The 22,445-nt window shown below is 56.1% G+C and carries 14 protein-coding genes; 4 read left to right on the forward strand and 10 right to left on the reverse strand.

What is annotated here, in order from left to right; translation table 11 throughout:
- Nucleotides 1–29: 29 nt before the first annotated feature.
- Nucleotides 30–1,595, reverse strand: a complete 1,566-nt coding sequence (locus ASD32_RS02465) for an ATP-binding protein (RefSeq protein ID WP_060636323.1) — start codon at nt 1,593–1,595, stop codon at nt 30–32.
- Nucleotides 1,596–1,644: 49 nt separating this feature from the next.
- Complete coding sequence (locus ASD32_RS02470; protein ID WP_156383025.1) at nt 1,645–5,784, reverse strand: hypothetical protein; 4,140 nt, start codon at nt 5,782–5,784, stop codon at nt 1,645–1,647.
- A 567-nt stretch (nt 5,785–6,351) separates the two neighbouring features.
- Here ASD32_RS02470 and ASD32_RS02475 point away from each other — a divergent pair.
- Both ASD32_RS02475 and ASD32_RS02480 read left to right on the forward strand, forming a co-directional pair.
- On the forward strand, nt 6,352–10,941 hold the full coding sequence (locus ASD32_RS02475; protein WP_156383026.1) for a hypothetical protein: 4,590 nt from the start codon (nt 6,352–6,354) through the stop codon (nt 10,939–10,941).
- 20 nt (nt 10,942–10,961) lie between these two features.
- Nucleotides 10,962–12,857: a hypothetical protein gene (locus ASD32_RS02480; protein WP_156383027.1), complete on the forward strand. Its 1,896-nt coding sequence runs from the start codon at nt 10,962–10,964 to the stop codon at nt 12,855–12,857.
- A 29-nt stretch (nt 12,858–12,886) separates the two neighbouring features.
- On the opposite strand, the gene ASD32_RS02485 is transcribed toward ASD32_RS02480, so the two are convergent.
- Nucleotides 12,887–13,741 (reverse strand): HEPN domain-containing protein, encoded by an 855-nt coding sequence (locus ASD32_RS02485; RefSeq protein WP_156383028.1) that lies wholly within the window; start codon nt 13,739–13,741, stop codon nt 12,887–12,889.
- 90 nt (nt 13,742–13,831) lie between these two features.
- Between ASD32_RS02485 and ASD32_RS02490 the strand changes: the two genes are divergently transcribed.
- Nucleotides 13,832–14,272 (forward strand): hypothetical protein, encoded by a 441-nt coding sequence (locus ASD32_RS02490; RefSeq protein ID WP_156383029.1) that lies wholly within the window; start codon nt 13,832–13,834, stop codon nt 14,270–14,272.
- A gap of 27 nt (nt 14,273–14,299) precedes the next feature.
- On the opposite strand, the gene ASD32_RS02495 is transcribed toward ASD32_RS02490, so the two are convergent.
- From ASD32_RS02495 to ASD32_RS02520, 6 genes are all read right to left on the reverse strand, one after another.
- Nucleotides 14,300–14,533: a hypothetical protein gene (locus ASD32_RS02495; protein WP_082546610.1), complete on the reverse strand. Its 234-nt coding sequence runs from the start codon at nt 14,531–14,533 to the stop codon at nt 14,300–14,302.
- A complete protein-coding gene (locus tag ASD32_RS02500; protein WP_060636330.1) occupies nt 14,523–16,127 on the reverse strand; it encodes a patatin-like phospholipase family protein in 1,605 nt (534 codons plus the stop codon). The genes ASD32_RS02495 and ASD32_RS02500 overlap by 11 nt, the downstream gene beginning before the upstream one ends.
- 46 nt (nt 16,128–16,173) lie before the next feature.
- Nucleotides 16,174–17,961, reverse strand: a complete 1,788-nt coding sequence (locus ASD32_RS02505) for a DUF262 domain-containing protein (RefSeq protein WP_060636331.1) — start codon at nt 17,959–17,961, stop codon at nt 16,174–16,176.
- A 604-nt stretch (nt 17,962–18,565) separates the two neighbouring features.
- A complete protein-coding gene (locus ASD32_RS02510; RefSeq protein ID WP_060636332.1) occupies nt 18,566–19,402 on the reverse strand; it encodes an SDR family NAD(P)-dependent oxidoreductase in 837 nt (278 codons plus the stop codon).
- An 82-nt stretch (nt 19,403–19,484) separates the two neighbouring features.
- The gene (locus tag ASD32_RS02515) at nt 19,485–19,895 is read right to left on the reverse strand and encodes a VOC family protein (protein ID WP_060636333.1); all 411 of its coding nucleotides are present in this window, start codon (nt 19,893–19,895) and stop codon (nt 19,485–19,487) included.
- A 1-nt stretch (nt 19,896) separates the two neighbouring features.
- Nucleotides 19,897–20,838, reverse strand: coding sequence for a LysR family transcriptional regulator (locus tag ASD32_RS02520; protein ID WP_060636334.1), 942 nt, complete (start codon nt 20,836–20,838; stop codon nt 19,897–19,899).
- 164 nt (nt 20,839–21,002) lie between these two features.
- Between ASD32_RS02520 and ASD32_RS02525 the strand changes: the two genes are divergently transcribed.
- The gene (locus ASD32_RS02525; RefSeq protein ID WP_060636335.1) at nt 21,003–21,695 is read left to right on the forward strand and encodes a type 1 glutamine amidotransferase domain-containing protein; all 693 of its coding nucleotides are present in this window, start codon (nt 21,003–21,005) and stop codon (nt 21,693–21,695) included.
- A gap of 279 nt (nt 21,696–21,974) precedes the next feature.
- Here the strand turns inward: ASD32_RS02525 and alaE are convergent, their stop codons facing one another.
- Complete coding sequence (gene alaE / locus ASD32_RS02530) at nt 21,975–22,406, reverse strand: L-alanine exporter AlaE (protein ID WP_060636336.1); 432 nt, start codon at nt 22,404–22,406, stop codon at nt 21,975–21,977.
- Nucleotides 22,407–22,445 lie beyond the last annotated feature (39 nt).

The raw sequence follows: 22,445 nt of genomic DNA on the forward strand, positions 1-22,445 counted from the left end.
CCGCTCGGCGAACCATCCGCAATGCGATCTCATATGGTTGCTCTCTGATGACGCAGAGTGAATTCACCCCACTGCTTTACTGCACGGAAACCTTCCGCGAAGATCGGAATTTTGAAGCGATATTCGCCGGGTTTCGGAATTTCCAGGATGCCGATCTCCGCCAAAGCAACAAGATGCTGGCGCCAAACGTCCTTGTCTCTCACGCCAAGCAACGTTTGGTCGAGGATAAAGCCAACGTTTGCCTCAGGCGCCACCAAGGAAGTTGAATTCGCTACTCGGTAGAGAAGCATCCACAGGAGGTCTGGCTCCGGCTCAGGACGAAGCCCCAGCATATGCTCCAGAGGCTCCAATATTTCATAAGCCTTGAAAGGCAAGGTCACTCCATCATCGAGGACGAGCGCTTGGACGGCGCGTCGCACGTCCGTTTTTGTTGCCCGTCCGCTGCGCACGAGTGCGGCAGTCGCCGCACCGAGCTGCCACATGAATAGCGGCATGCCAGCAGAGATCTGCGCGGCGTATTCGATCGCGGCCTGATCAAACTGCACAAAAGGCTTAACCCTATGGGGTGCGATGATGTGGGAGCAGTCGACGGGATCATCCAAACCCTTGAGGTTAAGCGAGAAGCAACTTCCAAAGAACGCGTTTTTATATTCCCTCGCAAAAACGTCTATGTGATTGCTTCCTGACAATACTATCCCGATGTTCTCTGACGCCTGCGATACCTCACGCAGGCTCTGCAGGAATTGCTCTAGCTCCGTGCGCTTCGTACCCCCTGCTTGGTAGGGGACAACAAGAGTTTCAGCCTCGTCAACCAGGTAGATGATGCGCTTGCTGGCTCCTCCCAACCACTCGAGAAGTTTCTCGCTCAGATAAACGAGGGATTCCGCGAGGCTATCCTTGTCATAGCATGCTTGCAGCTTCACGCGCACGGATTGCCAGTCGCAATCCAACTTCGATTGAAGTTTGGCGACGACGTCGCGGTTTTTATCGCCAACCGACACCCGTTTCGCCAGGACGTTCACTATCGCAGAAAACATGGTGCTCGACACATCCTTGTTCTTGTCCATAAACGCCGAACGCTTTTCTGCAATCGAAAGGTAAACAGTCACGGCGTTGGGACCATTCGGTTGCTTGTATGATTTGTGGAACTCCTGAAGAAGCGAGGTTTTGCCTACGCGCCGCATGCCCGTGAGCAGAACCGGGCTAGGTTTCTTGCTGGAAACAAGCACGGTCCGAAGCTGCTCGATCTCTGTTACGCGACCTATGAACTCTTCGTCCTTTGCGGGCTGACTACCAACCCCAGGATAGATCTCCCAGAGCGACGAATTGTCGAGCGAGTGACCGCTTCCGCGTCCGCGATCTTGCTGAAAAACCTGGCATGCGATGTCCGTATGTATGACATCGCCTGTGAGGGTCTTGGCTCCAACGCGCATGCGGAGCAATTCCCGGACTGGCTCCGAATCGCGCTTCGCCCAGCTAGTCCCAAGCTTGATCGACACCAAGTAATCTGCGGCAAAATACACAGGCTGCTTTGTTAGATCCATTCGTCGGCTTCCGTCGATGAAAGTGACATCGTCCTCTTGGAACAGCGTCACGCTCAATACCTCCGGCACCAACCCTCGGGGCTCTATGGTTATTGGTAACTCAACGCGCGTTGGTCGACTGTTCTCTAGTCGAAATGAAATCTGCTCGTCGGTTGTGGCGAGCAATTTGGGCTGTTCCACGGTGTGCCGATGGCAGGCCCCGAATGAAATTGCGGAAGGGGCCGGCCTTCGCCTGCTGGGCTGTCTGCGCCGCAAGCGACTGAGCCACGGGGACAAGGTCTCCACGGGTCACTGCTACCGACCTTATCTCGAAAAGCTGCTCCAGTTTATCGCGCAAAGGTGGTTCGTGCTTCTGCGCCAGCTTGAGGACCAGTTCGGAGGAACGATCGTAAAGGAAGAACAGCAGTGGCGTGCGAATAGCTTGGGGTTCACCCGTATTTGTCGCGGCGTCCCATAGTTTGTCGGCCAACTCCAAACCAAGGCTGCCTTTCAGCAAATTCTCCACCGCTCGCCGACTATTGCCTGAAAGTTGCGATATGTTCTTCACCGCGTCGGGGCGGTTTGCCAAGACATCTGCCCAAGTGCCGCCGTCGGGTCTGCGCCGAAGCTCCAGGGCGACGCAAACGATTCTGTAAGCGATCTCGGCGCGAATGGCGCGAGGAATAAAACGCAGATCGTCGGAAGAAAGTAATGAGCTCACTTCGGCCACTTCGCTCGAAATCTGCGGCATCGAGCCTTCATCGGCGGCGATGACCAAGCGAGCCAACTCAGCAAAGTAATGCGAATATTCAACCGTTGGATTAGCGGCGGCCAGCTCCAGGATTTTTTCCCACTCTCGCTCAATCATCGCCTCGCCGACCTTAGACATCAGGGACGAAGCTATGGTCTTGTCGTAACCGACCTCCTCGTTAGTGTCCCTGGCGGGGAACGCATCTTGGGGCTCGTCCCCGTCGAATGCGTCGGCCTCTTGCACGGGCGAACTTTCCGCGAGCTCATCCGCAAATACTTCTCCAATTTCGGTAAGGCGCGCAATGCAGTTGATTGGCTCACCCGAGGATCCGATGATGTCCGAGATCTCGTAAACGCGCTCCAGAACCCCATCTGGTTCATCATCGCTATTGGCGCTCAGTGTCCGAGCGATCTCGATGAAGAACTTTAGGTACCATCGAATAAGAATTGGCAGGGCATTTTTGGCTGCGAACGAAAAGGCAGGGGAAGACTCTATCCAGGTGCGGAGCTTGGAGGCGGATGGCTCGAGCATTTCCGAGAAAAGATCGGCCGTCTTTGACGGCAGCCAAGTGTCGGGGTCCTTAGTCAAATCCTCAAAGACGGCCAGTTCCACAGCCACGTCAGATAGGACGTTCGATGCGGTCGCGAAAGTGCTCTCGGCCAATCGGATGTGCGTTCGGTTAGCTGATCGCCGCTTGAGTTCTTCGGTCCATTGCCGCTCGAGGTCGTAGATCGGAGACCGGTCTTCAAAGACGGTAACTCCAGCTTTTAGCAAAAGCTTTGTGAGTTGTCCGCGTCTGCTGGCGTCCGACTCGCTTTCCAACGGTGGCCGCGCCGTGGATTGTGCTTCGTACAGCATCAGCTCCGCGAGGTCGCCGCGTTCTTGAGCAGCATCAAAGTCAAGATTGTCGATGGCTTCTTCGACCCCATCCAACATGGAGCCGTCTGCGAAATTCACCTCGGTAGCCAAATCGCGAAGGGTCTGCAGGCGACCCATAGCTTCGCTCTTTTGGCGACCAGTTTCATTGCCCAAGCGGGCTAGAAGAGACTCGACGTCAACCTGATCGCCGAACTCGTGGATCGTCGAAAGAGCACTTGCGTACCTTCCGCTCACTATCAAATGCGTCACGATTTCGGTCTTTGTTGGCAAATGGTCCTGGGAAATCCACCATAGCAATGTGGACGTCGCCTCCAAACCGTTCAGGCGTCGGTCGTCGTGGAATTCGGGGAGTTCGAGATACGCTCGGGCCCATTGACTGTCGGTCTCATCCCACTCCCTCTCAAAAAAAGGATCGGCGTCACCGATAAGGGTCAAATACTCCGGTTGTGAATGTTTTCCTGTCAGCATCGAGTGAATGTTCGCTTCGAACCACTCGATCGATCCTACGACGCCGGACCTGCGAAGCTGTGACAAACATCTTTCGAGCTTCGCGCGAAGAGCGACGTGCCGCGATCGGAACTTTCCTCCCCCGGTTCCCTCGCTCGTCAACTGCTCCAAAAAGACAGAGCCTTGGTTCAGGTAACGCTCTAACTGACTACGGTGACGAGCCTCGACCCTTCCCCCTACAATCCGGGCTGCTGATGCGATGATCTCCTCAACTGCTTTTCCCGATTTGATATCCGCGAGTGTGTTCGCCACCACGGTTAGATTAGGCTTCGACGGCAAGCACAGAGGTGCGAAGAGAACATCACGCGCTGCCTCGCGAAGCTTCCTGTAGATCCCAGTCATCATGATTGGCGTATTGATGAACTCCTTTAAAGTGCCAAATGCATCCTCAGTACTGGTGGGGCCTGCGAGAATGCCCCGAAGGTCGTCTGCGCTGTAAACGATGTCGAGATGCTCGCTGAGCACAAGGGAGAGCTCATGCACGGTCCGTCCGACCACGTTCACGTCGCTAAGGCCAGACGCGGGGTCAGACACCTGTGCCAAAGGGCCAAAGAAGAATGCGTCCCGGAATTTCTCTAGGGCCATCACCCTGCGCACGATCGGCTCCCGGTCAAAGGCCGATGTCGCGGAATCGATAAAGCGAATAAGATCTCGGCGAGCCGTTAGGTCCTCATCGACGAGAAGCCGGAGCTCACCGGCGGCTTCATCACCGCCCTTCTCGCTCAACAATCTCAGCACGATAGACTTCAAAGGAAAGGGGTTTGTAGGGAAAGCTGCAACTAGCGCTGCTAACTCCTCCGCGCGTAGTTCTTGCAGCCACCCCTGAAGAATTGACCCTGATGATTGCCTGCGGCAATACTCCCGGACTTGACGTCCAAACTGGGCAAGAAGTTGCTTCTTTCCGAGATGGTCGGCGGCCAAAACGGCCAATTGCTCTAAATCGTCGATTGTGGCGGTTTGTTTGCCAAGGTCCTCGCGCCATCCGTAAACGACCACCGGCTCGGCCCCGACGCTTGCTTCAACGAGTGATCGGACGCGGTTTGCGGACTTGAGGTGGTCACTAACAGAGCCAGCGGGCAGTACGATCCCTGACGGGGCGAGGCCGACCTGTTGGGCGCTCTCGGCAACGAGTCGCTCCGTCTCCCGTGAGCACTCACTGTTTCGTGTTTCAACCACCGCTCGGGCTGCCCTGACCCGAGTCACTGACCTGAGCGCTTCATCATATTCTTGGTCGTTGAGCTCGGAGAGCTTCGAAAGATGCTGTACAGTGCGGGATGCAAGTACGGAACAAGCAAGTTCTAATTCAGCCTCCGATTGGTCCAGCGCGTCCAGCAACGCCTGAGATTTTTCATAAACCGGAAGCGCGTGGAGAGCCAAGGGCGGTCGGTCCGCATTGTCAAGATGTGGCGGTGCAAGTTCATGTCGATCGATAGGAAGCGACACTATACCGGCCGACGGTTCGAGATGTCGGAAATATTCGTTGCCGCGAGCGGCGGCCTCGTTGAAAAGAACCAACGCGTCTTCTACGGGTAGCTTAGCCGCCATTAGTGTGACGACCTGAGAAAACAGCTCGCTGCGTGCATCGCAAGGCCACTGATCCGATGGTCCAGCATCGCGAAGATGTGCCGCAGTTAGGAAGAATTGTTGTCCTGAATTGATTGATACATCGCATAACTTGAATATCCAGTCTCGGACCGCGGCATTCTCGGGATCGTCCAAGAGTACTCCCCACAACAGGCTTGCTATATCCTGATTGACACGTACCCGAGCGACGTTGGCCTGCATTCGGCCAAAGCGCGGTGAATCACGCTCTTTTTGCAGTTCGAGCTCGACGATACGGGACCTAGCGCGTGGGTGGTCGCATACCGCATGCACAAGCAGCTTGTCTTGATCAGGGGCCTCAAGCGTATCGTTCGCAACGGTGAGCTTTCGATAGTTTGGCAGAACGCGCTTTAAGAAAGCCTTCATGGCTTTCCGTACCACGACCGCCGAGGTGTCGGTCTTTAGCGGCAGAGCTGAAAAGAACGCCTTCTTTAAAAATGCTTCTGACAAAACCCTGTAAGGCCATGACCCTTCTGGATTGATCGGCCATTCAGCTTCGAAAACACGATCGACCTTGCTCATAGTGCGCCCCAGTGTCTAAGTCCCCAACGATACTTTAAGAAAACAATTTTTCTCATTAACGCAATCCAAACGTGCGCAACGGCTAGGTTGCCCACAGAGGAAATAAATGCCTTGAGGCTAAATCGATCTCCGAATTAAGATTGTTCGGATATGCCTGCGTGATTTCATTACGGACACGAAAGATCGGAGAGGTTTTTCTGGCACCCCATCTGCCTTTCGACTGTTCGATACTAATGTTGGACGATTAACGCGGACACACTCTAACCTAACGCGAAGCCAGGCCCCTCTCCACTACGCCGCAGCACAGGAAACGAAGAATCAGAGGCTGCCTTCCGGCCCCTTGGAGATGAAAAATATAACTTGACGATATTCTGCCCGCAGAATGATCAACGGGGGAGACCAAGAGAGGTAGCCACAACGGACAGTTCCACTCCCAAATCCAAAGCAATAACCTGGAAAATGAGACCCCGGTACTTGTAAACTCGCTTACAGGGTGTTGAATCTCTGCAAACTATTCGAGGATTCGCCCTGGCTGATCTGCGCCCCATTTCCGATAATTACGAACGCGTGACCTTGCACGTTTTGTTTGTTCACGGCCTTTCCGGGCATCCAGACACAACCTGGAAAAGCTCGGATCTAACGGAGCCAGTTTGGCCCAAATGGCTCGAAAACGACATTTCAGAGATCGGCTTATGGCTTGTGGGTTACCCCGCAGCCAAAACCAACTGGGCCGGTCACAGCATGCCTCTCGCAGACCGTGCGGGAAACATTCTCGCATTGCTGTTGTCGGAGCCGCGGCTAGCCACGGGAAATATTGCATTCGTAACTCATAGTCTCGGCGGGCTTGTCGTTGAGCAGATCCTCCGAACGGCCGAGCGCGATGCCGATACCGACCCTCTGGCGCATAGCTTTCTTTCCAGAGTCAAGAAGATTGCCTTTCTCGGTACTCCCCATCGCGGCGCGCTTCTGGCGAGCGTTCTCACCAAGATCGGGTCAATCGTCCGTTCATCGGCGTCCACTCGGGATCTCATCACGAACAATCCGCAGCTCCGCGACCTGAACCTGTGGTATCGCGCCTTCAGTGCCAACAACGGTATTGAGAACTTGCAGCTTGCCGAAGGTCGTCCTGAGACGCTCATGGGGATAAGGCTACCTGATGTCATAGGGACCATCGTTCAGCCAAATAGTTCGGATGCCGGTTTGCCCGAACTACCCATTGTTGTTGACCAAAGCCATCGGACGATTTGTAGCCCAGATAGTCGCGGCAGTGAGGTGTACATCCACGTCCGCGACTTCTTGCGAAGATCACCTGCGTCCCCGCGCGGGAGATCGCTGCTAACTGAAGCGGCCGAGACCAATACCAGGACACTTCAGGAACTGGTTTCGAGTGACCGGGAGAAGAACGAAAAGCTAGGGAATATAGAGCGATCCCTTGAAGATTTGTCCAGGCAGCGCCCCAATCCGGCGCTGGTTGACGGTGAAGTCGAGCGCCAGCTGCAGACCCTCAGGAAAACGCGTATGTTTGGCGGCGCGGACCCGGTAGCCCGGGCGCGCAAACTTGCGGCTGACTTGCGCAGAGGAAACCTTTCCGCATGTAGCGCGCCCGTCAAATCAAAAACTCTGGCTTGGTGCGCAAGACTTCTCGCGCTCACCGACCCCGACGAAGCAGACGACCTCCTCATGTCGATTGGAATGCCCGATTCGGAACTCGTCGGTATCGCGCGCGGCCTGGTTATCGCGGCACGAGGCAAACAGGATGAAGCACTTGCCAGCCTGACATCGATGAATACGCAGAAGGCTGCCGGCTCCGCCTTCATCCTGGTTCTTCGTGACAAGGGATGGCCAGATGCGCAGACGTGGCTTCATGCATCTGGCCTCGATGTCTCGAAGCTCGATAGCGACGCCAAATTCTTCTATATCAAATCCGCGCTGGAAGGCGAGGGCTGGGACACGGCTTACGAGCAGAGCCAGAGGCTGTCGGAGGCGGACCTGCAACGAACACCCGGATTGCTGTCCGTCCGAGCCGATGCCACTCTAATGCAAGCCGTTCCGGAGGAACTCCGGCTTTTTCTCCTCCAATTCATGCCGTTCGACCTTTCCACCTACCCACTTCGTGGCGATCCAGCGTCATTCGATCTACGACGACAAGCCGTCCTGTATTACGAACAATTGGGAGACGGGATGCGGGAGCTAGGCATGCCCGCTGTCGCTGCGAACGCAGACGACAAAGCGCTCTGGCTTCGACTAATGGATCCCGAAAGCAGAAATGTAGCAAGGGATGATCTGCGAAAAAGTCTTCGAGAACCTTCTGTTCTCCTTCGGCGCCTGAACTTCGCCCTGCGGTTTGGTATAACGGTCGAGCTCGACCAGGTTGAGCAGGAAGTTGACCGACAGACCGCCTTATCCGGGGGCAGCTCTGTCGAAGCAGCGTTTGCTCGTTTTGTACTCGTGCATACCAAACCCACCATCGCGGAAGCGGCTGCCTATCTCGATCGGCATCGCTCCCAGCTTCTTCGACATCTCGAGTGGAAGGCCGTCTACTTCTTCGAGATCGAGGCACTTGCAAGAGCCGGGGAGCGCGCAACCGCCACGGAGCGGTTTGCCGAGGCAACCAGTCGCGGCTTGACTGAGCAGGAAACCGCTCATTTGCGGAGGCTGATCGAGGCGTCAGCTAATGGTGATCCCGTCAATCATCTGATCAGCGTCTTCAAGGATTCAGGGGTGCTCTCCGATCTCCGGACGCTGGTTGCTGAGCTCGACCAAACCGAGGAATGGGAGAAAATCGCCGAGTACGGCAAGCTGCTTCTCGATAAAACAGACGATCTAACCGATGCACAACGTTACGCCGGTGCTCTCTACAACCTGGAACGCCAGGAAGAAGTCCTCAAAATCTTCGATCGCTACCCTGCTCTTCTCGCCACCAGTTCAAAGATGAAGCTTCTACACGCTCGGGTCCTTGTGGAACTTGGATATCTCGGCGAGGCGCGAGCGGCAGTCAACGCCCTCAGAACCGATAGTGACTCGGAAGTGGCACGCAATTTGTCGGTGACGATTGCCGTCGTCTCGGGTGACTGGGAGGTCCTGCAAGGGTATGTGGAGGCGGAGTGGACAGAGCGAGATCGTCGAACCCCTTTCGAACTCCTGAGAACTGGTCAACTTGCTCAACAGGTCGGAGCCGCCCGCGCGAGGGAATTCGTGCGGGAAGCAGCAACGCACAGCCCGGACGACGCGCAAGTTCTGATAGGTGCATATCATCTCGCAACGTCTTCTGGCTGGGAAAACATTGAAGAGGTTCACGGATGGTTTCAGCGGGCCGCGGAGCTTTCGGAAGGAATGGAAGCTCCTCCCGTCCTGAAAATATCGATAGAAGATCTTATTGACGAACAGCCCGAATGGGGAAAGCGAACGTCGAACACCTGGGACAATCTTGTTGAAGGCAAGATACCTCTATTCGCCGCTGCTCGCCTGCTAGGGCGATCGTTGCTTAGCCTTCATCTTCTCCCCGCTGTCGCCAACCTTGTCGAAAGGGACCCCAGAAAGAGGTCAAACATTTACAGCTTCAGTGGTGCGCGGCGGCCGATGCGTATTCCGTTCCGCGTCGTGGCCATGGATATCACGGCCCTTCTCACAGTGGCTTTTCTTGACGCTTTCGACGAGGTCCTGTCTTCAGTCGAGACCGTCTTTATACCGCATAACACGCTGTCTCTTCTTTTCGAGGAAAAGTCCAAAATCCTATTCCACCAGCCAAGCCGTGTCGCGGAGGCGCAGAAGCTTCGGCGATTGATCTCGGACGGATACCTTCGTGTCTTCGAAAGCACGGCTCCGCGTTCCGAAGCCCTCGTGCGCGAAGTCGGCGACAGCCTTGCTGAGCTGCTTGTAGAAGCTGCATCGTTCCATAATGATGATGGCCGCCAAAGGCTGGTGGTGAGAGGCGGGCCGATCTACAGGACCAGCACTTTCATGAAAGAAGAGGCTGATCTGCAAGACTACACCGAGCGGTTATGCAGCTGTCTCGACATCGTGGAGAAGCTATCTCAGAAGGGCCTGCTTCGAGTTCAAGAAGTTGAACGTGCTCGCGCAGCTCTCAGCCTTCGTGAGGTGCCATGGGAGCCACCACGCCAGATTCGTGATGGCGCAGTTGTCTATCTTGATAACTTAACGGTCTCTCATCTTCAATTTCTTGGATTGTTAAACCAGCTCCATAAAGCGGATCTTGTTGCCGTCGTCCACTCAAGTGAGGTTGACGAGGTTGATGCCCTCATCAGTCACAATGTCCTTGGTGACGAGCTCATCGCAGTAGTCGAAAAGCTTAGATCGTCAGTGCGGGAGGCTCTGGATTCAGGGAAAATCAAACTCGGGAAAGCGATCCGATTGGACGAGGAGGGCCCACGAGCCGCCATGGCTCACCCAACGATTGGGGTCTTGCGTTTCGCGGAGGAGGTCGATGCAGCCATCGTTGATGACCGCTTTGTCAATCAGCATGCCTGGCACAATGATGACGAGAGCCAAAAGCTCGCCGTCGCCACCACGCTTGATGTCCTAAATCACGCCTATGATCACGGAAACATTTCGCCGGAACGACTGAGTGAAGCACGCACCAAACTTCGCCAGGCCGCGTTCCTGTTCATCCCTATCGCCGCAGAAGAGTTGAGCTCGTTGCTCAACCTCACCGAAATCATCGATGGAAAGGTCATCGAACGCGCTGAGCTAAGAGCGTTGCGGGAAAGCATACTGCTTGTACAAATGAGAAACTCGTTGCAGGTTCCCGTAGAGTTGGCCTGGCTGGAGGACCTGCATGTTGGCTTGCTACGGACCCTTAGGATGCAATGGGACGACCCGCTGGACCAGTTGGCGGCACAGGCGCGATCGGATTGGCTCTTGGGCGTGCTTGACGTGAGGGCGTGGTCCCATCAGCTCGGCGACTCCAGCTCGGAAGGCGTCGATCGTTACCGAAGGTGGATCGCCGGCCTCATGTTTCTCGCAGCGTCACGTTCGGAAGAGGTCAAAGAGGCTTATTGGAATTGGCTTGAGAAACGTGTTCTGGACACGATCCATCGCGAAGACCCGGAGACATTTGCCTTTTTGGTCAAGCATGCCAAGGAGGTGATTGTCCAATCGGCCTCCGATCTGGAACCAGAGATCGGAGCCATCTCGTGAATGACCTCCGGCGAGACCTGATGGCTGAGATTGCTCTCAGTAACCTTCCTCCAAGCATTGTCAGTGAATTGTTGAACGATGAAGCATTCGTCAATGAGTGGCAGATCCAGATTACAACCAAGATTGCAATCGGCAATAACGGACCGGTTTTCGAGAGGGACCAGTTCCTCAGCGGGCTTCGGAAAAGCTTAAATGGCCTCGAGGTCGACCAAATAGTCTCCGATACGAACGGAGAGTCATGGTCGGTCGTCGCAAAAGCCGTTGATGGTGACGTCAGATTCCTTTTAAGCGGCGCGACCGCGCGGTATCGCTTGAAGTCTTATGCGGCCTTGGCGGCGGATCCTGAGATCCGATTAAAATGGTTCGCCGCCACCTGCGCCGAAATGAATATCCACGGTGACGCAGCGGAATTTTGGAATGACCGGCTTGCCGAGCCGGATCCCCTTGGTGACGAAGAATTTGGCAAGCTCGTTGGCGAATTGGCGCTCATGCCTACAGGCGTCTATCAAGGCTTAAATGATAGCCTTATGGAAGGCACCGCGGACCTTTCTAACCTCATCCCGTCCGATCCGAGGTACTATGAACGCTTGATAGGCGAGATCACCGAGTTCACCACCCTCGATGAATACGTAGATGAAGCATCCCGGTTGATCGCCACATGGCAAGCCTGGAAGCCGGAGAAAGGCTTTCGGTTCGCACTCTCGCTGTGCTCGCTTGGCGCAATTTCCAAAACAGTTCAGTTGCCCGACGTTGGGGAAGAGATGCTCGCCGAGATCTTTTCCAAGATTGCATTAGACGATGATCCGCTCTCGAAAGTCGCGGCGGTCGAAATAGCTCTCGCTCACTGCGATACGCAGCCGGTGCTGGCCTCCTTTGTCGAGGCGGTGGTCGGGGACTTCATCGCCGACGATCCGCACAGGGATGAAAGCGAGTTTGCGCTTCTGTCGCAGATGGCGGTGCTTACCGCATCAGAGCTTTCCAGGAAGAAAGCATTTCCTCGAAGCCAACCCTTTTATCGCAAACAGGCGTCTCTCGCTCAGGCCTCTGTCATTTTACGGGCTTTCAGCGGCACACCTGTCGATCGCGCTGCGGTCGTCCAGTGGGCTGACCGGCTTGGATCGTCCCACGATTTCTACCTTCAAGGTCTCGTCGATTTGCGGATCGAACCGCGTTGGTTGCCTGACTTCATACATGCAGAGCAGATCAGGGCAGATTTTATCGGTCGGATCAGAAATGCCGTAGCAACGAACGACGATAGAATTACATTCGACCGTCTTCGCGCGCTCCTTGTCGGCCCTGATTCACCGCTCGCAAAGGCGGTGGACTGGCCCTTCGCCAGCCTTCCCAGCCCATTGGAGGGTTCGCTTACTCCGCAAGGCAGAGTGCCAGAATATATCCTGGATCAAGTCCGGGCCTCTCTCGAAGCGGAAACCCTAACCGCGAACTCATTCGCAGGTCTCGTGAATGTCTCTCTCGTAGACGTCTTGCCGTCGGAACTTTCCGAGCTAGCTGCGGCGGCCCTTAGGCGTGTGAAGTTCTCGATAGAGAACCTAGACGACGACGCGCGCGTCTTCAGTCTAATAAGTGGGTTGGCAATTGTCGCTGCAGTCAGTCGAAGTAGTGAGCTTGCCGATACACTCCGTATCCTGACACGCATATTGCGTCGGCGGAAACACTTTAAACCCAGCGCAAATGACGAAGTTCGGGTGGCTGTAATTGCGGCAGCATCTCGCTCTGAAATCGCCCAATGGTCATCAGTGTGCGGTGAGTGGCTGACAGAGGTCGCATTCGAAATAAGCGACAAGGCAGAAGCTCTGACACTTTTGGCGATAGTGCGTCGGCTCCAGGAGATCGAGACTGCTCTGATCGGGCCGCTCGGCAAGGCCATTGCCGCTCTCGAAGCTTATACGTCATAGGACGTTCCGTCCGTAATGGAGCATCACGGCTACAAGGAGGCTGGCGGAAATATCTCGAGATCGGGAAATGTCCGCTCGTGCTCCCTATCAACATAGCAGCAATAGCGCCCTTTGTAATCAATCGCTCCCATAAGAATGCGGTTAATCAATTCTCGAATCAACACGATTTCACGCCAGATGAGATTGCGATCCGGAATGGCGCCGCGGTGAACAATTTCATTGCGTACACCAGTAAGACGCTTGATCGTGTCGTCGTCGAAATCCCGCGTCGGCACGGCGAGATGCTTAAAGAGCGCCTTGATCTTTTGGCTCAGTACCTTCTTATTGGCGTCTTCAAGCTTTTTCTTCATGATGTCTCGAGCTTCCGGCTCAACACCGAGCTCCGTGTCGATCGCTTGGTAAAGCCTGTCTCGGAGCGCCCTGAATTCAGCCTTTTTCATCATGCCACCCTTTTCGGTCTTGGGTAGCTGCGTGTCGACGATCACCTCGAGCGCGGTCATCGCCGAAAGAAAGCGTACCTCGTCGAATGTCGTCGGGAGCTGAAGCCAGCCAAGGGCGGTTGCATACCCCTCGTTCAGGGGACCTTTTTCGAAGAAGCCGTTCACTAGCGCCTCAATGAAGGGGCCATGGTTTAGGAAGTGTTGCAAGGGCAATTCCGGCGCAAAGCCAGCGCCTGCGAAAAACGTCGCGGTCCACGTGCGGCCCGCTATGAAATCCTCATGGGCGACCTGCAGCCGTCCGCCTTGCGCAAACGATAGGCCGGAATGCATATGCAACAGGAAGGCGCCTGCGGCTTCATGCCAAGTGTCAACATCGTCCTGAGAGGCCGGTGCTTCAATGGCAACATGACCGCAAACGCGGTCATTTGATCCTGGCTGATGCATCCCGAAAACCACGACGCGGCCGAGCGCGGTATCATGGATCGGGTTCCTATGAGAGCGAAAAGCCCGAAAGTGCCTTCGAAGGACAGGGCGATGGCAATCGCTTTTCAGCCCAACAGTAATTGTCGTGTGCTGCAACCCAAGTTTCAGACGCCATCCGGGCGCGTCGCCACCTCCGAGGTGGCGTATCGACATTCCGGTCGAGACAAAACGATCTCCGTTTCTCGCAACGCCCACGAGGTCAAAACCTGGGTGTTGTTGGCCGGCCTGGCCAAAGTGCTGATGAAGCAGGAGGTAGGTTTCCCGATCTATGGGATCGACGCTGACGACACAGCGATGATCGCCGCCGACTTGCGCGGTAAATTTTACGGGCCTGACCTGTTCTCCCGCAGACAGGGTTCCGGAAAACCTGCGAGGCCGGAAAACCCAGTCCTTCGATCGAGTAGCCATAACGGCGCGCGCCCCTTGCCTGGACCGGCACATCAGCCGGAACAAAAAAAAACCTTCGGCGGCAACGATGAGCCGTATCGCTGAGCACGACGAAAACGCCCGATTGAGGGCTTAGATTTTGAAAAGTCCCGCTTTGGCAACACGCCCGCGAACAAGCGAGCGAGGGTTTGCTTCGACCTTGGCATCGAACTCGCGAATTTTCTTCGCCAGCTCCGAAACCTTCTTGCCGCTATCGGTTTGCGTCTTGTATTCAGCTGACTTCACACGCACAGCTGATCGCACGGCCGCACTCGAGCTTGTAGACTCAGCAGTCTTTTTCGGGAGCGACAACATTTTAACGGGCATGAAGCAGTTCCTTTCCATCTTCCAGTGACTGGAATTCATCCAATATAATGCGTTCCATCTCGTCCAGCAACTCCTGCAGTGCCTGCTCGTCGAATTCCAGCTCCTTGTCCCCGTCAAGCGTTACCACCGCCTTTGATCCCGGAGCAAGCTCCACCGGTACGCAAAGAACCCAGGACAGGTCCTTCCAGATCAGCTTGCGAAGCCATCGATCTTCCGGAGCAGACAGACTTTCTCCCCACGTCACGGCATCACTCTTAGAAATGTACAAAGTCTTGTTCTCGTTCCAGGCGCGACCGACAAAAGACCGCTCCACCGGCAAGGAAATCCTTTCGTCCGAGAGATCGTCATAGCCGGAACTGTATTCCAGGCGAAGGGTCTTAACCCGAGGACCAACGGGAAGCGCAACCGCGAGCCTGGTACGAAAGCCGTCGTGAACAAAACCTGCGGCGTCAAACGCCGTGGACAGGATCTCGTGACAACGCACAGCGACCTTGTTGCACGTCTCGTTCATCAGGAAAGGAAGCTCGATCATCCGGTCGATGAGATTGATGTCGCAATACTCCTCGGAGTCCCGAACAATCTCTTTAGTCCGCTCGAAGCCGATGTCGAAGTCGAGGAGGCCGATATTGACGACCAGTCGTTCCGGCGTCAACCGGTCGACGCCGCGCTTGTTGAGCACGCCAGCCCCGAAGAGCATGGTGCGGAAAGCCGAACCGAGGGTCCAGTCGCCGCCCTCGGACGAACCGTGGGAGGTCTCTCCTATTTCGATCGCCGCGGTCAAGGCATCGCGATCGATGGCGCGTTCGTCGTCAAACGTCCATGCCGGGAGGTTGGAGACCAAACCGCCATCCATGTACCAACTTGTCCCTATCTTCCGCGGTTTGAACACGCCAGGTATGGCAATCGAGGCGCAGACCGCTTCGGCAACGGCAATATCTGGGGTTGTTTCGACCGAAAACACCATCGTTTCCTGCTCTGAGATATTGGCGGCGACCACCTTCAGCGGCGCACAGCCAGCGGCCGCAAGATCCGAAAAAGTAACGGGCGGGCCGAGCCGGCTTCCGCGGACTTTGATGCGCAGAAGCTGGTCGATGCCGACCCTCACCGGATCGAGTTCGACAAGACCCCGGGCAATCATCCACGCGGCAATACCGGCGATCCCGAGCATCACCACCAGCAGCAGCAGCGCCGGCCGGGGATAGAGAAACAGGCCCGGAAGAACGATTCCGACGGTACTCAGAGCGAGGAACCAGACAATCCAGACCCTGTCGAGCAAGAAACGAATCAACCTGATCTTCCACCACTGGCTCTTGCCGAACAAGTTTGCCGGCGTGATCGCTGGCCGAAGGACCTGACTGGCGTCCGCATTGGTCGGCTCAAGGTCGAGACGATCCAGGATTGTTTTTCCAGTCGCTTCTGAAAAGAGTTCCTCGGCGGAGTATCCGCTGCAGGCAAGTGCCGCGACAATTGCTCCGGCCGATGTGCCTGCGAAGCCTCGGATGTCGAGACTTTGCTTCGAGATAGATCGATAAGCACCTATATGGCCCAGCCCACGTGCGCCGGCCCCCTCGAAGATGCAATAGACGCGCTGCATCAACTGGCACCATGATTGCGTAAAACCGGAAGGCAGACCTTAATTGTCATGCTATTTGTTCGACCGCTTTCGTTGCTGAACCCGAAGCGAGCTGGCTTTGTCCCAAGGCCTGAACGATGCGCATCTTCAGCGCCGCCCGTCGCTGGTCGTAGAAATCGGGAAATTTTTCGATGGTTTCCGGCAGGGCGGAGATATCCAGGCCTGCCAGGTATTGCCGCCGGGCGATCTCGTCCGGCTTCGTCCAGGCAGACCATTCGTATGGCAACTTCTGTCGCTTCTGATTGTTGATCGGGCCTTCCAGGAGCTGGAGGTTCGGCAACCTGTTCTGCTTTTCCTGCAACGACGCCCAAAGCTTCTCAGTCACACCGCCCTTGCGCAGCTGCGCGTCCGTGAAGCGGCCCTGCGGATAGATATGATCAACATGGAAATGCCGCGACAGATCGAAGCCCGGAAATATCATGGAGAGAAGCGCAAACGTACGAGCGTTCCCGTAGGCTAGGTCGCAGTGCTCGTCGATCTCGACGTCGGTAAAGGTCAGCGACTTACCGCGCAGCGCCATGACCGTCTCAAGCTCATTCACGGGAAACTCGCTGGTGGCGTGCAAGCTGATCTTCTCGCGCAATGCGGTCAGCAGGGTATCGAGGCCGCTTCCCCAGATGCCAGATGCCTTGAGAACACTCCTGATCAACCAAAGCCGGATATTCTCGCGATCTGAGGCGAATTCCGCACGATGCAGATAGGCCTCATCGGCCTTGCGCGCGTAAATGTAGTAGGCGATCGGTAGGATCGAGCTTTCCGCTCGCAGGTTCTGGCCGCTGAATCCAAAGGATGCCAAAAGTTGAACAGCGATCAGCATCGCCTTGTAGATTTTTGGCCAATTTGCCTCGAGCACTGCCATGTTGGTCTTGTTGAAATTTTCGACCTTGAAGCCGACGCTGCCGATATCGGAGAGCATCAGGCCAGCCTTCAGCACCAAATCCTTCGTAAATTTGAAGCCGTTGCCTTGGTCGTTCATCTCGTCTACGAGCGAATGGATGGCTTCTCGTGCATCCACCTTTTCCCACTGCGCAACCGCGACCGACAAGGGAAGGTCGGAATAGGAAAGCGGCGCAGCGCCACTGTTCATCCGGATGAAAATATTCAGGACGTGCTCAAGGCTTTGGTTCTCTTCCTCATAGTAAGTGATGAGATCCTTGTCATGAACGGTGTTGTGGAAATGACGCAACGTCGCGCGCGCCGTCCTAATGGCTTCCTTTTCGAGATCGAGCTCATCAAGGCTGTCAATCAGCCAGTCGTACTCCTCCTCCACTACCCGGCCACATCGGAACCACACCGTGCCGGGTTGTGGGCACTTGGCCTGGCTTTCCGTGAGGAACTCGAAATGATACCGGTAACCGCTTTCGAGATCGGCCTCGCTTAAGAGGTCAAGATACAGGTGCCTGCTGGGAAATGCTGCATCTGAACTCCACCGTTTGCCTGGCATTTTCCAAGTATAGGAACCCCGCAGGCCGACTTTGAGCGCGGTCATGCGCTGTTGCCCATCAAGGACAGCGATTAGCTCACGCTCGGGCGGGTTTTTCAATAGTTCGCAATGATACCGGTCGCGTTCGTGATAGTGTTGAACAAAATCGTAGAACTTGTACTCCGTGCGCCTCTCCTGCGCGATCTTCCAGAAGAGGAACGTGCCGAAGGGACATCCCTGCATGAGGCTGTCAAGAAGCTCGCAGATTTGTTCCGGCCACCAAACGAATTCGCGCTGGATTGCCGGCAACACGTAATCCTGGGACGCAATTTTTTCGAGGTGCGATTTGATTGTGCCGCTAGGCTTACACATCGGAGAATCTCTGAACCTTTTGAGGTGTTACGACTGAGGATTGCACAGCGGTCAGTAAAAATCCCGCGTCGCGTCTCGCATGAATTGGCGGGGATAGAGTTTTCCCCATCATATTTTGGTCCATATAGGATTGATCTTTTTGACCTGGCGGATGAGAGCTTAGACGGGGGCCAAAATCGGTCGGACCCAGCGGCAGCATTGACATCCCGAGCAATAAGCGTTGCGCGGCTCAAAACAGCTAGCGAGATCGCCTACGCCTGATCGTCAAGCAAAAGAGATTGATAGCCTATCCGAGCCCGCGTCGGCGCGGCCGCCCAAAATATAACGCGTAGCTGGAAGCGACCCTCTATTCGACAGACAAGGACGTCCTCATAAAGCGTTCGTTCGCCGACAATCCGACCGGAGGTTGAAGGCAGCCATGCGTGACGCCGAGAGGGCGGACGACCGCAGACGGGGACTGGAATCTGTAAGCCGCTGGAAAACAGCAAATATCACCTTTTCGGGGTCAAGATAATTGCTGGGCGGTAGGTTCGTACCCCATCAAGGCGATGGGGGGCCCCGAAAGCGGCCTCCCGTCGGACGAAGTTCAACCGGACGAGCGCCGTCATCCGTCAGCGGCGAAGTCGGTCGACCCCGAGACGATGCGCCATTCGGAGAGAATGGCAGCGTCTTGTGCGTGCTTTTTCTCGATCGCGGCGACCGTGTCGCTACCGAGCGGCAGACGCACCGGCGGATTGGGGGCGTCAGTGAAGGCGATGAGCGCCTCTGCCAGCTTTTGAGGGTCGCCGGGTTGTTTATGGCTGAGACCGGCTGCTATCGTTCGCACCTTGCCGACAGTTTCTGCGTAATCGCCGATGATATTGCCACTGACCGACAAGGACGAACTGTCGAGGAAGTCGGTGCGGAAATAGCCCGGCTCTACGACCGTGACGTGGATGCCAAGCGGTGCCAGTTCGTCATGCAGAGCTTCGCTCAGCCCTTCGACCGCGAATTTCGTCGAGGAGTAGACACCGAAGCCGGCCGCGCCGCGATAGCCGCCGATCGATGAGATATTCAGGATGCGGCCGGAACGCGCCCGGCGCATCGAGGGCAGGACGGCGCGGGTCACGTTGAGGAGACCAAAGACGTTGGTGCGGTAAACTGCCTCGATCTCGGCCACGGTTGCTTCTTCAACGGCACCCATCAATCCGAACCCGGCATTGTTGAGCAGGATATCGATGCGGCCGAAGCGCTCGATCCCAGCTTTCACTGCTGCGGTCGCCTGGCTGTCGACGGTCACGTCGAGGGCGACCGGAAGCAGGTTGGGGTGTTCGCCGAACCGCTCGGTGATCACCTTTGGATTGCGGGCGGTGGCGACGACGGCGTCGCCCTGTGCAAGAGCACGCGTCGTGATGAGGGCGCCAAAGCCGCGCGAGGCGCCGGTGATGAACCAGATTTTCATGAGGATATTCCTTGATTTTCGTGGAGATAAGGAGGGACGCTTGGCCACCGCGATTTCCGGATGGCCAACCGGGTGGGAAAGATCACGGCAGGACTTCTGCCAGCTCGATCAGGTTGCCGAAGGGATCGCAGAAGAAGGCGAGGCGGCGGCTGATCGCCAGAAGCTCGAACGGCTCGGTGACGATTGTGATGCCGCGTGCGCGTAGTTCCTCGACAGTGGTATCGACGCTTCCGACATTCAGGCAGAAATGGTGGTAGCCGGCGTATTTGAGGCTGTCGCCGAGATCGGTACAGAGACGGACGTCTGCGGGCGACGGATCGCCGCCATCAAGGATCTCCACATAGAAATGGTCGTCCGTGGCCGGTGCCAGAAAGGCGAGTTGTTCGTCGGCATAGTTCCATTCGGCAACGACACGGAAGTCGAGCTTCTCGACATACCAGCGCTTGGCGGTTTCGAGGTCCGGCGTGCGGACGGCGACGTGATGACCGCGCATGTCAGCGAAGGGCGATGCCGTGTTGTGGGTAGGAGGAAGTCGTATCCGTTAGCTCCCTTGTGACCTCGCTGATCAACAACCGCAGCCATCGATGAGCCGAATCGTTGCGATGGCGGACATGCCAGGCCATCTCGACGGGAAAAGTGCCGAGGTCGGTTGGGGCAGGAAGCACTTTCAGCCGCGCGTCGTTGGCGAGGCGCCGGCAGATCAGGGTTGGCAGGGTGGCGCAATAGTCGGTGACCGCGATCATTTCAGGTACGGCTAGAAAATGCGTAACGGAAACGGCAACTTCCCGTCTCAGGTGCTGATGGCCGAGCGCCTGGAACAAGCCCGCGCGCATTCGCCCGGGCGGAAGCACATTGACGTGCTTCATTTGCTCATACTGCTCCCGTGAAATCCCATCCCGAATATCGGGATGATCGGCTCGAACGACGCAGGCAAGCCCTTCATCCATCAGATGCTGGACCACCATATTGTCCGGTGGATCGACAATTCGGCCAAGGACGATATCAGTCCCGCCGGACATGGCGCCGGTCTCAGCCAGGTCGTTGCCGAACGGCGTTAGGCGTAGATTGATCCCCGGGGCTCGCTCCCGCAGCCGGGCGACCAGCACTGGCATCAGCACAAACTCGACGTAGCCGTTGGGGGCAATCGTAAAGAGCTTTTCTGCCTTGACCGGATCGAAGTCTCTTTGACCGAGGATAATGTCGTCAATGCTTGCTAAGGCCGCAGTGACAACGGGCTCCAGCTCTTCCGCCATCTGGGTCGGCTTCATGCCGTACCGCTCCCGAATGAAGAGCGGATCGCGCATCGTATCGCGCAAGCGGCTCAAGGCATTGGACATCGCGGGCTGGGTGATGCCCAGGCGTGCGGCGGCGCGCGTCACGTTGCGTTCCTCCATCAGAGTGAGAAACACCGGCAAGAGGTTCAGGTCGAATTTCATCCAGTTATATTTTCATGTGAATGTCTGGAATACAACAAATAAATTTCAGGAATATCAATTCATCAGGCATGTTTAGGGTGTCCAGATGGATGGGGACAGCAAAAGTCGAACTAGTGTTTTTCCCATTCCAAAATCACTCAGGCACACTCACTAGGATCCGTAAAATGAAAATTCTGATGGTTCTCACTTCGCACGACGAACTCGGCAACACAGGCCGCAAAACCGGCTTCTGGCTCGAAGAGTTCGCCGCTCCCTACTACGCATTCCTTGAAGCGGGTGCAGATATCACCGTCGCTTCCCCGAAGGGTGGCCAGCCGCCACTCGATCCGAAGAGCGACGAGCTTTCTTTCCAAACCGAACAGACACGCCGCTTCCAAGCCGACGTCGACGCGCAGTCCGTACTGGCGTCGACCGTCAAGCTCTCTTCGGTTTCCCAGGAAGACTACGACGCGGTCTTTTATCCCGGTGGTCACGGCCCGCTGTGGGATCTGGCTGAAGACAACACATCGATCGCTCTCATCGAGAACGCGTACCGTGCCGGCAAGCCGGTCGCACTCGTCTGCCATGCCCCCGGCGTTCTTCGCCACGTCAAGGCAGCCGATGGAACGCCGCTGGTCCGAGGTAAGAATGTTACCGGCTTTAAGAACACTGAAGAAGACGGTGTTGGCCTCACTGATGTCGTACCCTTCCTCGTTGAAGACGTGCTGAAGCAGAATGGCGGGATTTATTCCAGCGGTGACGACTGGTCATCCTACGCTGTTCAGGACGGGTTGCTGATTACTGGGCAGAATCCTGGCTCGTCCGTCGAGACAGCTCGCATCCTGCTGACAATGCTGAAGATCAGCAAGACTGTCTGACCGAAGTACAGGTGCAGGAGCCTCTCGCTCCTGCACCTTTGCCCGGCGTATCAACTGCCGATCACGCGCGGGTGGCGGGCAGAGCCCGAATATGCACTCGTCTTCCCTGACATTGGAGAGCCGCGACGACAGTACGCGTGAACAGGCATCGCGGTCGATTGACCTGGAAAAGAAAATGACTCGCAATCTTTCCACTAAGCCGACTGCCTACCGGCGCTTTGCAATCTTCAATCCAGTAAACCCCAAACGGGTGGCCATCACTGTTCAAAAAGCGTCGGCTTAGGTGTTAAGTGACATTGGTTTTTCACCCCCTGGCGGCAGACCAAAGAGATGCCTTACCCAGTTCAGGAACGCTCCGTAGGGTCGGCCTAGCACCATCATCATCACCGTTGCGCCCAGCACCCCTCGGATCAAACTATCCCCGGCGGCTCCGCTGAATGCGATGATCGCAGTGTAGATCGGCACTTGAAAGCTCACCAGCGCCAAGCTGTCCCATATAAGCTGAGAAAGCCGTGTCTGCTTCGCATGACTCATAAGCCAGTCCCGCCACAAGCCGTAGGGTCGCCCTACAGGAACCATTAAAACTCCGCCTATTAGACGAGCGTGAAGGACCTGCTCCCACGTCATCCCTGCGATAATTCGTTCATTTACGATGCCTGTGGTGGTGAAGAACAGCACCAAAGCCAATGTGTCCGCGACATAGGACACCATATTGCCTGATGGCTTCGCCGTCTCTCTCAACCGTTTCCC

The organism is Rhizobium sp. Root483D2, assembly GCF_001426685.1.
GTDB lineage: Bacteria > Pseudomonadota > Alphaproteobacteria > Rhizobiales > Rhizobiaceae > Pararhizobium > Pararhizobium qamdonense.